15 protein-coding genes and 1 pseudogene are annotated in these 13,311 nt (G+C 41.6%); 8 read left to right on the top strand and 8 right to left on the bottom strand.

The window, feature by feature from the left end; genetic code table 11:
- Positions 1-915 carry an ABC transporter substrate-binding protein gene (locus tag B2089_RS11480; protein ID WP_296320181.1) on the bottom strand — a complete coding sequence of 305 codons (915 nt, stop codon included), beginning with the start codon at positions 913-915 and terminating at the stop codon, positions 1-3.
- Positions 916-1,038: 123 nt separating this feature from the next.
- On the opposite strand from B2089_RS11480, the gene B2089_RS11475 reads away from it, so the two are divergent.
- Together B2089_RS11475 and B2089_RS11470 are read left to right on the top strand one after the other, a co-directional pair.
- Positions 1,039-1,737, top strand: coding sequence for an ABC transporter ATP-binding protein (locus B2089_RS11475; RefSeq protein ID WP_296320184.1), 699 nt, complete (start codon positions 1,039-1,041; stop codon positions 1,735-1,737).
- A 12-nt stretch (positions 1,738-1,749) separates the two neighbouring features.
- Positions 1,750-2,598: a hypothetical protein gene (locus tag B2089_RS11470; protein ID WP_296320188.1), complete on the top strand. Its 849-nt coding sequence runs from the start codon at positions 1,750-1,752 to the stop codon at positions 2,596-2,598.
- A 20-nt stretch (positions 2,599-2,618) separates the two neighbouring features.
- Here the strand turns inward: B2089_RS11470 and B2089_RS11465 are convergent, their stop codons facing one another.
- Complete coding sequence (locus B2089_RS11465) at positions 2,619-3,800, bottom strand: iron-containing alcohol dehydrogenase (RefSeq protein WP_296320191.1); 1,182 nt, start codon at positions 3,798-3,800, stop codon at positions 2,619-2,621.
- 12 nt (positions 3,801-3,812) lie between these two features.
- Positions 3,813-4,976, bottom strand: a complete 1,164-nt coding sequence (locus B2089_RS11460) for an FprA family A-type flavoprotein (RefSeq protein ID WP_296320193.1) — start codon at positions 4,974-4,976, stop codon at positions 3,813-3,815.
- Positions 4,977-5,049: 73 nt separating this feature from the next.
- Here B2089_RS11460 and B2089_RS11455 point away from each other — a divergent pair, with 73 nt between their 5' ends.
- Positions 5,050-6,618 (top strand): UxaA family hydrolase, encoded by a 1,569-nt coding sequence (locus B2089_RS11455; RefSeq protein ID WP_296687372.1) that lies wholly within the window; start codon positions 5,050-5,052, stop codon positions 6,616-6,618.
- 57 nt (positions 6,619-6,675) lie between these two features.
- A complete protein-coding gene (locus tag B2089_RS11450; RefSeq protein ID WP_296325995.1) occupies positions 6,676-7,611 on the top strand; it encodes a DUF1848 domain-containing protein in 936 nt (311 codons plus the stop codon).
- 9 nt (positions 7,612-7,620) lie between these two features.
- Here B2089_RS11450 and B2089_RS11445 read toward each other — a convergent pair whose 3' ends face one another.
- The 3 genes from B2089_RS11445 to B2089_RS11435 all read right to left on the bottom strand — a co-directional run bounded on the left by B2089_RS11445 (position 7,621) and on the right by B2089_RS11435 (position 10,550).
- Positions 7,621-8,454, bottom strand: a complete 834-nt coding sequence (locus tag B2089_RS11445; protein ID WP_296325998.1) for an exodeoxyribonuclease III — start codon at positions 8,452-8,454, stop codon at positions 7,621-7,623.
- A gap of 148 nt (positions 8,455-8,602) precedes the next feature.
- Positions 8,603-9,352: a hypothetical protein gene (locus B2089_RS11440; RefSeq protein WP_296687370.1), complete on the bottom strand. Its 750-nt coding sequence runs from the start codon at positions 9,350-9,352 to the stop codon at positions 8,603-8,605.
- 22 nt (positions 9,353-9,374) lie between these two features.
- Complete coding sequence (locus tag B2089_RS11435; RefSeq protein WP_296687369.1) at positions 9,375-10,550, bottom strand: Shedu immune nuclease family protein; 1,176 nt, start codon at positions 10,548-10,550, stop codon at positions 9,375-9,377.
- Positions 10,551-10,891: 341 nt separating this feature from the next.
- On the opposite strand from B2089_RS11435, the gene B2089_RS11430 reads away from it, so the two are divergent.
- From B2089_RS11430 to B2089_RS12115, 3 genes and pseudogenes are all read left to right on the top strand, one after another.
- A complete protein-coding gene (locus B2089_RS11430; RefSeq protein WP_296687368.1) occupies positions 10,892-11,134 on the top strand; it encodes a hypothetical protein in 243 nt (80 codons plus the stop codon).
- A complete protein-coding gene (locus B2089_RS11425; protein ID WP_296687366.1) occupies positions 11,121-11,456 on the top strand; it encodes a type II toxin-antitoxin system PemK/MazF family toxin in 336 nt (111 codons plus the stop codon). Before B2089_RS11430 ends, B2089_RS11425 begins: the two co-directional genes overlap by 14 nt.
- Before the next feature lie 114 nt (positions 11,457-11,570).
- A pseudogene (locus B2089_RS12115) lies at positions 11,571-11,819 on the top strand (Abi family protein); the annotation flags it as partial.
- Here B2089_RS12115 and B2089_RS11420 read toward each other — a convergent pair.
- Positions 11,712-12,545, bottom strand: a complete 834-nt coding sequence (locus B2089_RS11420) for an SGNH/GDSL hydrolase family protein (RefSeq protein ID WP_296687363.1) — start codon at positions 12,543-12,545, stop codon at positions 11,712-11,714. The pseudogene B2089_RS12115 and the gene B2089_RS11420 overlap by 108 nt on opposite strands.
- Before the next feature lie 109 nt (positions 12,546-12,654).
- On the opposite strand from B2089_RS11420, the gene B2089_RS11415 reads away from it, so the two are divergent.
- Positions 12,655-13,011, top strand: coding sequence for a helix-turn-helix domain-containing protein (locus B2089_RS11415; protein ID WP_296687361.1), 357 nt, complete (start codon positions 12,655-12,657; stop codon positions 13,009-13,011).
- A gap of 66 nt (positions 13,012-13,077) precedes the next feature.
- On the opposite strand, the gene B2089_RS11410 is transcribed toward B2089_RS11415, so the two are convergent.
- On the bottom strand, positions 13,078-13,311 hold a 234-nt coding region (locus B2089_RS11410), incomplete at its 5' end, for a hypothetical protein (RefSeq protein WP_296687360.1).

Here is a 13,311-nt window from a genome sequence, read left to right as displayed (position 1 = left end):
TTATTTTCCATAGTAGAAGTCGTCAGCAGGAAGCGCGCCACCGTACTGTTTGATGTCGATGTTTGCCGCTGTTTCGACCTGTGATTTTGCTTCTTTTGCGCTCATGAAGCGAATCGCACAATTCGGGATTGCCGTTTCTGCGATTTTTGCGTTTGGGAGAATTTTTAATTCGACTGCTGCAGAAACAACTTCTGAAAGATTTGCACTGCATTTTTTGCATGATTCTTCTGCACGGACAAGAAAATCTTCAACAATTTGTGGATTTTTTTCGACTGTCTCGGCCCGGACGAAAAGACCTGCCTGAGCGAATCCGTCAAATCCTGTTGCTTTTTTATAAAGCGCATTCAGCGGATATGCCGTAATATTCTGATTCTTCATTTTAGCTGCAGTAAGAGCAGGTTCTGCCGTAAGAACGATTGAGTCTGCGTCAGAAAGAAGAAGCGCCTGAGTATTTGCCGCGCCTGCGAGATAGTTCACTGATTTTGGCTTGATTTTGTTTTTTTCGAGAGCAGCGAGGGCGATTGATGAATTGATTGTGTTCTCGCCAAAAAGGGTGAGCTCAGCTTTTTTAATGTCCTTGAGCTTAAAATTCTTTTTCTGAGAAGCGAAATACAAATTTCCCCAAGTGACTACAGCCGCGAGTTTGTAAGTTGACTTTCCCATTTTGTAGAGTTTTGCGCCGGCGTTAATCGGAGCGATGATGAAATCTGCGTTATTGTTGGCGAATTCAGCAGAAATGGTTTCAGCGGCAACGAAAGTGTAATTTTCCGGATTTTTTGCAACCAAAGTTGCGAGAGAAAGAGCTGGTGCGCCATTTGGAGCAGAAACTTTCACGGCATAAGTACCAGAATCCTGAGCTGACAATGCAGAGAGAGCCAGCAAAGATGTAAGAATGAGTGAAATAAATTTTTTCATGAAAATCCCCTGTGCAAATCAAAAAATGAAATAATAACAATATAGTAGAATTATTTTACTTCTTCGTCAAACAATATACATTCAGACGATTATTTTCTATAATAATTTTAAAAGGAGAATTTCATGGATTCCGTTCTGGAATATACAGGCGTTACAAAAAAATATGAAAATAAAACGGCACTTAAAAATGTCAATCTTTCTGTACCTAGCGGTGCGATTGTCGGACTTTTAGGTCCAAACGGCAGTGGAAAAACCACGCTTTTAAAACTCGCATCAGGTCTTCTTCACCCTACGAGCGGAAAAGTCACCATCTGCGGGCTTCCTGTAAGTCCTGAATCTAAGGCTCTTGTTGCTTATCAGCCGGACTGTGTTTATCTCAACGATTGGATGAATGTTGAGCAGCTTGTCAAAATGATGCAAGATTTTTATTCAAATTTTAACCGAGATAAAGCCCTGGATATGCTCAGCCGTCTCAAAATCAGCCTCAAAGACAAGCTCAAAGCAATGTCAAAAGGAACGAAAGAAAAAGTTCAGCTGATTCTTACGATGAGCCGCGAAGTTCCTCTCTATATCCTTGATGAGCCGATTGGCGGAGTTGATCCTGCTGCCCGCGATTATATCCTCAATACGATTCTTACAAATACTCCGGCCGGTTCAACCGTTCTTATTTCAACACACTTGATTTCTGATATTGAAAGCATCTTGAACGAAATTATTTTCTTGAAAGACGGCGAAATTATCCGACAGGGAAATGCCGAAAAAACACGGGATGCCACCGGAAAAACAATTGACGAACTTTTCCGCGAAGAATTCAGATGCTAAATGGAGAATATTATGGAAAACGAAAATAAAGTCAGCCAGCTTCCGATGATTGGAAAGGTCTTCAAATACGAGTTTATCTCTACGGCCAGAGTTTTTGTGCCTGTCTATTCGGTAATTCTTGCAATCGCTTTTATTGCGGGAATTTTATATTTTTCTCAGAATTTTTTCGATGATTTTGGCGGCGATAAAGTCATGCTTTTCTATTTTGTACTTTATCCGGTCATGATGATTTTTGTCGTTGCTTCTGCAATCATTACTTTGCTCCAATTAGGACGAAGATTCAAAAAATCAATGCTCGGTAACGAAGCTTATCTGAATCTTACGCTTCCAGTTTCCCTTTGTGGTCATTTGCTGGCACGAATTCTTTCGGCTTTCGTCTGGCTTTTGATTTATACACTCGTCGTAGGGGTCTCGACTTTTCTTTTATATCGAAATGTCATAGACAAATTGCTTGAAGACAAGAATTTTGCCGATCTCGCTCAAAGATTCGTTGAATTTACCGGACATTCGATTGTAAATGCTTGTTTTCTTTTTGGGGTTGCAGGGATTTTTACGATTTTCTTCATCGCGACTTTCATTTATATGGTTTATGCGGTCGGTCATCTCGCAAAAAAATGTCGTGCCCTTGTTCAGTTTATCGTTGCAGTTGTCGGCCTTTCCATCATAAATACAATTCAGGGCCAGTTTACAACAAATTTCCTTCTGATTAAAATCGAAAACTTTAACTCTGACTCGCCCGCCGAAGTTTGGAATATCATTTCGACTATGTGCTATGCCTCAATCGGTTTCGACATTCTCTTTGCTGTAGCTTGTGCCGGAATCACTTTACTGATTCTGCGCAATAAATTGAATCTAGAGTAATTATCGCGCAAATTTTGCAGTTACACCCGTGCCGCATCAAAAATCTTCCGCATGTCTTCTTCGTAGAGGACTTTCGCGCTTCCGACTTTGCCGCCGGTCGCGATTGAGCATTTTTTCGCAAGTTCGGTGATTTGCTCGTCAGTAGGGCTGATTCCCAGCTCCCGAAGATTCGTCGGCATTTTGATTTCACGGTAGAAATTTTCCATTGCCTCGATTCCTTTGAGGGCGATTTCTTCATCAGAGCCGGAATTTTCCACATTCCAGACTTTGATGGCGAATTTTTTGAACCGGGCAAGGCAGTCCTTGTAGACATAGCGCGCCCAACTGCCCCAGATTGCAGCCAACCCCGCTCCGTGAGCCACATCAAACATTCCGCCAAGTTCATGTTCAAGGCGATGACTTGCAAAATCATTTCCGCCGTTACCCAAGCCTGTCAAATCGTTGTGACTGAGACTTCCGGCCCACATGATTTCCGCGCGGGCGTCGTAGTCCTTTGGATTTTTGAGCAGAATCAGCGTGTTTTCGATAACTGTCCGCATGAGTCCTTCGGCTATACTGTCTGTAATCTGCATATTTCCATTGCTGGTAAAATATCGCTCCATAGTGTGCATGAGGATGTCGGTTGAGCCGCACATGGTCTGGTATTCAGGAAGGGTCATTGTAAGCTCAGGATTCATAATCGCGAACTTCGGCCTGCAAGTGTCGGAATTTGAGCCCCGCTTTTTCCAGCCATCTTCGTTTGTGATGACTGCGCTGTTGCTCATTTCGCTTCCGCTGGCTGCAATCGTGAGAATGACACCAATCGGCAGGCAGTTTTTGGGCGAATTCTTTTTCTCAAAAATATCCCAGACATCAAAATCATTAGTCACGCCGTAACCGATAGCCTTTGCACTGTCAATTACAGAACCACCACCCACAGCTAGAATAAAATCAACTCCCTCTTTTTTACAGAGCGCAATTCCCTCGCGAACAAGCGATAACCTAGGATTTGGAACAACTCCACCCAGCTCAATATAAGAAACACCCGACTCGTCCAGAGATTTTTTTACGCGGCCAAGGAGCCCAGTCTTTTTGACCGAGCCACTTCCGTAATGAAGCAAGACCTTTTTGCACTTTTGAGAAGCGACAAGACTTCCAGCCTGAGATTCCGTGCCTTTTCCGAAAATAACTTTTGTGGGCGCGTAGTAGGTGAAATTGTTCATGGGAGATTCTCCTTATTTCAAAATCTCTTCTGCGAGCTTTTCAAGCTGGCTTTCTGTTTCGGCGCTTTCCGCAATCTTCACGGTGACTTTGTTTTCGCAAATCGTGATGTTTTTGCTCTGCTCGAACATGGCTGTCATGCCCTTGATTGCCATCGGTGCCCAGCTGCCGTTTTCGATGAAGGCGATTTTTCGGTTCTGGTAGTTGCGTTCGGTAAGATGCTCGATGAATTCCCGCATTGTGGGGAAGACGCCGCCGTTGTAAGTTGTTGTTGCCAAAACAAGTTTTCCGTAACGGAAGGCATCTTCTACACACTCGTAGGTGTCTTCACGGGCAAGTTCGGAAATCGCAACTTTCGGGCAGCCTTTTGCCTTTAGGATTTCGGCAAGTTTTTCGGCAACCCGCTTTGTGTTTCCATAGACAGAAGTGTAAAGGAGGCAGACTCCCTCGCTTTCAACGCCGTAGCTTGACCAAATATCGTAGAGGCGGAGGGCTTCTTTTACATCGTCTCCAGCGAGAACAGGGCCGTGAAGGGAAGCAATTGTCTTGATTTCAAGATTTGCGGCCTTTTTGAGGACTGCCTGCACATTTGCCCCGAATTTTCCCACGATTCCGAAATAGTAGCGGCGGGCCTCACAAGCCCAGCCTTCCGGGTCATCGTAGTCGTTCGCGCCGAATTTTCCGAATCCGTCAGCAGAGAAAAGCACTTTGTCAAAAGAATCGTAAGTCATAATTACTTCAGGCCAGTGAACATTGGGGGCGGCGATGAAAGTGAGCGTGTGCTTTCCCAGCTCCAGCTTGCTTCCTTCTGCAACGACTACCTGTTTTTCTGCAAAGTTCGAGCCGAAGTAGCTTTTCATCATCACGAAGGCCATTTTTGAAGAGACGATTTTTGCATCCGGGTAAGTTTCGGTAAATCGCTTGATATTTGCCGAGTGATCCATTTCCATGTGCTGAACCACGAGATAGTCTGGTGATTTTCCGCCCAGCGCGCTCTTGATGTTCGAAAGCCACTCCTCGCCAAAATCCGCGTCAACGCTGTCCATAATCGCAATTTTATCGTCAAGAATTGCATAGGAATTGTAAGCCATGCCGTTCGGGACATCGAACTGTCCTTCAAAAAGATCGATTTTATGATCGTCTACACCTACATATTTGATTGTGTCTGAAATCTGCATAATTTTCTCCATATACAATTTTATTATTTACTATTATAATAGATACATCATTTTTTTCAATTAGAGGTATCTAATGAGCAAAATCGCCATCAGAATCAACAAAGCGGATGTAGTTGCTGTTGCACTCGAACCGCTTTCAAAAGGAACTCAGGTAACTCTTGAGGCAATGGACGATGTTCCTGAAGTAAATGTCACTCTTCAGGAAGATATTACTGCGGGTCATAAATTCGCAATCAAAGAAATCAAAAAAGGCGAACCGGTTATCAAATACGGTTATCCAATCGGTTCAGCAACAGAAGATATTGCCGTCGGCAAGCATGTTCACACACACAACATTCACACTTTGCTTGAAGGCGAACTCTCTTACACCTACAACGAGGCAAAAGCAAAGGCCGCTTACGACGCATGGTACAAGGAGACAGAAAAACTCCGTGCAAATGTACCGACAGTCAATGTTTACAAAAGAGCAGACGGCCGCGTGGGAAGCCGCAACGAAGTCTGGATTATACCTCTCGTTGGCTGTGTAAACAAAATTTCTGAAAATCTCGCCATGTGGGCAAACGCTAAATTCTGTGGCGGCGAGCCAAAACCAAGCGAGAAGGGCGGCTTGGAAGGATTCTTCACATGGACTCACCCTTACGGCTGTTCTCAGATGGGCGGCGACAAAGAAACAACTGCAAAAATCCTTTCTGACCTTGTTCATCACCCCAATGCAGGCGGAGTTCTGGTCGTATCTTTGGGCTGTGAAGAGAACAATGTTCCTTACTTCAAGGAATTCTTGGGCGAATACGACGAAAAGCGAGTTAAATTCATGGTCACTCAGCAGTTCGAGGACGAAATGGAAGAAGGCAAAAAGCTTTTGACCGAACTCGCTGAATACGCCGGAAAATTCAAGCGTGAAGAAGCTCCACTCACAGACATCGTGCTTGGCATGAAGTGCGGCGGCTCAGACGGAATGAGCGGAATCACCGCAAACGCATTGATTGGCCGAATCTGCGACGCCATGACAGGAATGGGCGGCCGCGTTATGCTCACCGAAGTGCCGGAAATGTTCGGTGCCGAGCAGATGCTCATGAACCGCTGCGTTGACAAAGACCGGTTCGACAAAACCGTAAACCTTATCAACGGATTTAAAGGCTACTATGCACGACACAATCAGGTCTGCTACGAAAACCCTTCACCGGGAAATAAGGCCGGTGGAATCACAACTCTCGAAGACAAATCTTTGGGTTGTGTCCAGAAGGGCGGAAAGGCTCCTGTCACAGGCGTCTTGAAGTACGGCGAGCGACTCCCACAGAATGTTACAGGACTTACCCTGCTTGAAGGACCAGGCAACGACATCGTTTCAACGACAGACATGACAGCAGCGGGTGCAAACATCATCCTCTTCTCAACAGGACGGGGAACACCGCTGGGAGCTCCAGTTCCAACTGTCAAAATCGCTACAAACCATCCGCTGGCTCAGAACAAGCACGGCTGGATTGACTTTGACGCAGCCCGCCTTCTGGACGAGCCAAGCGATTCAGTCCGCGATGCCCTCTTGAAGCAGATTATCGACATCGTTTCGGGAAGAGCCGTCACCAAGAACGAAAAGAACGGCTACCGTGAGATTGCGATTTTCAAAGACGGCGTAACGCTGTAACGTTTTTAACAGCCGGTTATCCTTTATGGAAGCCGGCTTTTTTGTTATAATCTCCCCATGCTGATTTTTGCGAGCGGACGAACAGACATTCCTGCCTTTTACTCAGAGTGGTTCATGAACCGAGTCCGCGCTGGCTTTGTGGATGTGCGAAATCCCTACTATGGGGAGCAAGTCGCGCGCTACAAACTCACCCGCGATGTCGTGGACTGTATCGTTTTTTGCACGAAAAATCCAGCCCCCATGATTCCGCATCTTGAAGAACTAAAAGAAATGGGGCTGGGCCTCTACTTTTTTGTGACGATTACGCCCTACGAAAAGGATGTCGAGCCTAATGTTCCCGAAAAGGGCAGTGTCATGGATTCATTTTGTGAATTAAGCAGAATTTTGGGAAAAGACCGGGTCTGCTGGCGATACGACCCGATTTTTGTCGATTCAAAATATTCTGTTTCCTTCCATATAAAAGCCTTTCGTCAGATGGCAGAAAAACTGCGCGGTTACAGCGACCGTTGCATCATCAGCTTTATCGACCTTTACGAAAAGACCAAGAAAAATTTTCCCGGCGTAAAAGAAGTTTCCGAGTCCGACCAGAAATTCCTGGCATCTTCGCTTTCACGAATCGCATTTGAGAACGGAATCAAGATTGAGTCCTGTGCCGAAAAAGTCGATTTAACATCATGCGGAGTTGAGCAGGGGGCCTGTGTTTCCAGAGAAATCGTCGAAAAAGCGGCCGGTATTCACCTTTTGCCCAAAATCGGCCTTTCCGTCCTAAGAAAGCACTGCCTCTGCCTTCCCACAAACGACATCGGAGCCTACAATTCCTGTCCTCACCTCTGCAAATACTGCTACGCAAACTATGATGCCCGCCTTGTGGAAAAAAATCGGGCGCTGCACAATCCTGACTCCACTTTCATTTTAGGCGAATCAAAAGAAGGCGACATCATAAAAAACGCAAAGCAAAAATCCTTCCGTGACGAGCAGCTTTTTTTGTTCTGAAAAGGTCTTCTAACAAGCCAGGTCAATTTCCAGAAGAATAGGCGTGTGGTCCTGTCGCGGGCCTGAGTCAATCATTTCTGACTTTTTAATCTGCTCTTTGATACGGTCGCTGACGAGGAAGTAGTCAATCCGCCAGCCGGAATTGTTAATCTTCGAAGTCTTGATTCGCTGGCCCCACCAGGAATAAATATCCTTTACATCACCATGCACATATCGGAAACTGTCGGTAAAACCCCGGGCTAAAAGCTTTGTAAATCCTTCCCGCTCCTCGTCAGTAAAGCCCGCTGAAAAATGATTTGAAGCCGGGTTTGCAAGGTCGATTTCCTTGTGGGCAACATTAAAGTCCCCGCAGGCAATCACAGGCTTTTTTGCATCAAGGCTGGAAAGGTATTCGGCGTAAAGCTCGTCCCACTTCTGGCGCTCGGAAAGCCGCTTGAGGCCGTCCCCGGAATTGGGAGTGTAGACATTAGCAAAATAAAATCCGTCGAATTCAAGGACAAGCAGGCGGCCTTCATCGTCCATTGTGTCAGGCGCACCCAGTCGTACAACTTCGCGGCGGGCAGTCAGCCCTTCCTTATAGAGAATCATCGTACCCGCATAGCCTTTTTTTGCAGGCGGTACGGAAGAAAGCCACTCAATTTTGTAACCGGGAAAATAGCCTGCCAGAAGTTCAAGGTGCTTATCCGAAGGCCCCTCCGCCGGAAGCTTAGTCTCCTGAATGGCGATTATGTCCGCATCGTAGCCGCCCAGTTTTTTTAAAACCTCCTGCGAAAGTTTTGCCCTGTCCGAAGAAGAAGTCAGCGCCGCATTAATTGAATCTATGTTCCATGAAATAAAAGTCATAATTTGCTCCTGCTTTCTGCGGAAAGTATACTGGATTGTGGAAAACATTTCAGCAGGTGGGGGAAGTCTCCCCCTCGCTCCAACCGCCTTCGGCGTTTTACGCTACCCCCTCTGCGGGCTCAAACGCCGCCCGCAACGCCCCCGAAATTTATTTCCCATAAGAAGGAAAAACAACATCTTCAATGTTATAAATCAAGTCAAACTGCGGGACGACCTGCACACCTGCGGAAATTGAATTGTACTCAAAAGTACCTGCGTATCGCAAATACACACAGTCCGCATGTTTGTCTATTGCAGACAAATCGTAAACGTTTCGGATATAAATCATAATTCCCTCTGAAGTTTGTGCCAAGAAAGTTCCCCGCCCAGTCCATTGATAAACTGATAATTGGTCTTCAATGTATATGCAATTTCTGTCTAAATTATATGGATTTGTAATGCTGTACGGCAGTTTTTTCATTTTTATGCTGTTATCTTGTGCGAGCAATTTTGCAACCTCTTCAAATGCAGAATATTGGAAATGCGCCTCATCCCAGTTTTTCTTTATGTAATCCGTGAGTTTTGAAAGGCTTTTTGATGCGACTGCGGCATTGAATAATTTTTTCTGATTTTCTTCCGCAAGGCGATTAGTTTCCGCTATCCGTGTATTCTGCTCTTGCTGTACATCATATTCTTCAACAAAAACCTTAAAAGCCTTTTCTTTTTCCTCTTCCGTGTAAAAAAGCAGCGTGATTTTTTCTTCTGACCAAGTTATGAATTCCTTCGTGCCTGGCTTTCCGTTTCCAAGCGTGTGCTTTATGAAAGTTATGTCGCGCAAAAATGGTTCTGAAAATTCAAGCCAATAATTTCCGTCCGCACTCGTCTGTCTGTAAAATTCTGCGGTTACTGGAATCTCCAAAAAAGAATTGTCAAAATGTCTGTCACGAAAAATTTTGATTTTTTAAGAGATTTACCACTGTCTTTAATCGATTTAACAAATCATCATAACTAATAATATCAACAATGTTTTTGTATTTCCGTTTAATAATTTCAAAATCTTCTTTTTGTTCTTCTGAAAAGTTTTCACTTCTTCCTAAAATTATTATTGCGCGTGGATTTCTGATTTTAAATTCATAGCAAGATGGTATTTTTTTACTAAACTGTTTGTTCAAATTTTCTTCTGCTTCAATACCGTCTTTTGACAAATAATAAATATATTTTTCTGCCTGCATTATTGCCGCTTGCAATGCAACGCTCGGAACATAATTATCTCGATTTTTATATTCTCTTAACAATTCCGCAGATTCTGGCTTTTTTATTTCAACTATATCAATGTTTCCGTCATAGTCACCCAAAATTATGTCTATTCTTTTCATATTATGATAATCATTTTTCTTAATAATGGCTTCCTTTTCGCTAAGTACATATTTTGGAAATATAATTTTTATGAATTTAATTATTTCATTTTGCCAATCTTTTTCACTGTATTCATTCTCAGTTTTCAACATCTTTTTTAGTTTCTTTAACAAAAACTCATAACGCTGTATGTCAAAATCTTCAAAATAAATATCTGACAAATCGTTTTCTGACAAATTCTTTGAATTAACATATTTTTGAAATGTGGTTTCTTTATCTTTTTCAACGCAAAAGAATTTTTTCAAAGCCGTGCAAACTCGTGCTTTATCATAGAGACTGTGTTCATACCCATTAGGCAAGCTTTGCAATAGTTTTATATAATCAGCTTCTGAGATTGCATTATCTGTATTTCCGCCAATGACCAATGGAATGTCTATTCCAATTTCGTCTATTATTTTAAAAATTGAAGTCTTTCGGGCGGTCAGAAAATACATCTTTGAAATATCACAAGATTTTTCAAAATATAAGTCAAATGAAATTTGAAGAATTCTTTTGTTAATTTTATAGTATTCTTCATCTCCATTTTGTTCTAGTTGTGCTATAATAAATTCCCCATAAGAATATGTTTCCTTATCATAATCGAGAATATCATTCTTTGTTAGCAAAAAAGTATTTGCTAGTTTGCAAGAGCCTCTTTCTTCAATTTTATCAAACACCCATACAATATTGCTATTTTCTGGGTATTCAATTGAAAAATACAAGACAAGGAGATTATCTTTTTTGAATATTTCAAGCGACATTTTGATACCTACGACTTATGAATTTATGAATTATAATACCATAAATCTTAATGCCAAGGTTAATATTTTTATTTAAAAGTTCCCTCTTATTTTTTCAATCAAGTTTCACATTCATTTTTCTTAATCTCAACTTGCCTTTCCCATAGAAGAAATGAATGAATGGAATTAAAAGGAATTTCCGCCGCCTTACAAAAATTTGTTGCCCAGTCAAGCGCAAAGTCGGCGAAAACCGTGTCAATAAAGTAAAAACTTAATGTAAATTCCGCGAAAATGCGGTATAATAAATCCAAAAGGAGGCAGACATGTCGTATGCGGAATTTCAAACTTTCGCACAACAAGCCGTGTTGCTTGATGTGCCAGAGCGGATAGAACTCATCACATTTCTCGTGAAATCGCTTCCACAGGCGCAGGCAAAACCGACAGACAAAACTGAGGTTGAAAAAATAAACGCCGTGCTTGAAAAAATCCCCGTTTCGGAACAAATGCAGTATTGTGATGCTGGCTTGGAGAGCGTGAGGGAGGCTTTGAAAAATGACTCGTGGTGAGGTATGGTGGGTTGATTTCGGCATGCCGTTCGGAAGCGAGGTCGGATTCCGCCGTCCTGTAATCATTTTGCAAAGCGATGTCTTAAACGAAAGCAATCTTCGGACGGTGGTTGTGCTTCCTTTGACGACGAACACCGTTTACGCGGAAATTCCCAACAATGTGTTTCTTTCAAAAGAACTGACAAGCTTGCCAAAAGATTCGGTAACGCAACCGCATTTACTCGTACATGTTGATAAAAATCGTCTTTTAGAAAAAGTCAGCAAATTGAGCGATTCAATCATTGAAAAAACACTTGACGGCGTGATTGAAACGATTCGGTAGAAATTGAGTTAGTTTTTGGTAACAAAAAAGAGCCTTGCCGCACATTGCACGACAATGACATACTTTTTGCAAAAACTCGACTTTTGACCTAATAGCCAGAAAAACCGCAATGAATATAAAATTACTGCCTTTAATGATTGTCCAGTTTGGGTCTTGCTTGAATTTCTGACCTTTGGAGATTTCATAAAATTTTATGAATTTTATTATAAGGTTATGAAAATCAAAATGCCTATCAGTATTCCAATTTCAACACCATTATTTTACCGCTGCATTAAAAACAGTCCAAAGACAATCGGCAATGTTCTGCATCCCATAATCTCCAGGATGAGTTCCTACACCTGGTTGCTTATAATGTTTATATGATTCAGCATAGTTTTGCTTATCTGCACCACTTCCTAAATGACTTATATCAACTAAATAAGCTTTTGAATTAATTGCAACTTGAGTAATAAGATTATTTTTTTCTGGATCCTGCCACCAAGGTAGACATACAATTTTAACTGAATTTTTGAAATGTGAAACTGCATTACTATAACGATTTATAAAAATATCTTTATTTTGCAGCATTTCTTCTTTTGAAACATTTTCGCCAATTTGAAAAATAACATAATCGGGATTCTGTACTGTTGCTTGCGAAAATCGGGTAAAATCTAATTCGTCTTCTGTGAAATGTCGTTCAAAATCGGCAATATTTGTTAATGAATAAACAATGTTTACTTTCTTTTCTTTGGAAATTCGTTTTACAAGTAAATGAACATAATCTTTATCCTTAGAAGTTGAAGTTAAACCTCTTGGAGTTTTATCAGGTTCTTCTTCTGGAACCCCTGTATAAGTCAGGCTGTTGCCTAAAAACAAAATTGTAATTGTTTCTGATGAATCGCTGTATATTTCTTCTTCATTTAAAAATCGATAAGGTTCTTTATTGAATTGAGAAAGCACTTTTTCAGAAGGTTGATTCTTTGAAAATAGTTTTTCTAATCTAGTTGTTATTGAATTCCATTTATATATACATAGAAATGTAAAAGCTATTACAAAAAAGCAATTTAAGGCTATTGAAAGATAGAGAAGAGATTTTGTAGATTTTTTCATTATAGATACTCCTAAATTTGATATTAATCAAAACTATCAATTACACTATATATCAAACACTATCAGTTAGACAAGTTGTAAGTGTCCGAAACATATCAAAATTGATAGTATGGATAACGAGCCAACAAAATTAGAGAAAACTGTAATAGATAACATCAGAAGGATTAGACAGGAGAAAGGAATTTCGCAGCTTAGGCTTTCAATTTTCTGCGGTACTTCTGCCAGTTATATTGGTCTTATGGAAACTTATAAAAATATTCCAAAACTTTCTACAATTGAGCGAATTGCAGAAGCTTTAGATGTGCCGGTATTAGAGTTATTTTCGTCATCTGAAAAGACAGATATCCTATCGAATAATGAAAATGAAAAAGAACTAGAACGCAAAGAAAGAATCCGAAATCATATAAAAAAGGAAATCATAAATAAAATAAGTAGTAATTTGGATGATATTCTGCAAATGATATAAAAAAATCGCCAGCCGTGGCTGACGATTTTCATTTTGTTATTAATGTTGAATAATTCGGTAAGAATATTACTTAATCATGCTATGGTACTCCTGAAGTGAACGAACTCCACCTTCACCACCATTTCCATTCTTAACACTCTCAATACCCTTAACCGCAGCCAGCGCACCAGCGAGAGTTGTAATATACGGAACCTTGTACTTAAGGCAGGCCTTACGAATCGTCTTCCTGTCTTCGGCGTAGTTGCGTTTAGCCTTAGGCGTGTTGATTACCAAACATACTTCCTTGTTCATAATCAAGTC

Source organism: Treponema sp. UBA3813, assembly GCA_002368605.1.
Lineage (GTDB): Bacteria > Spirochaetota > Spirochaetia > Treponematales > Treponemataceae > Treponema_D.
Note: the sequence above shows the minus strand (reverse complement) of the source record. Positions and strands in the feature narration are given on the sequence as shown.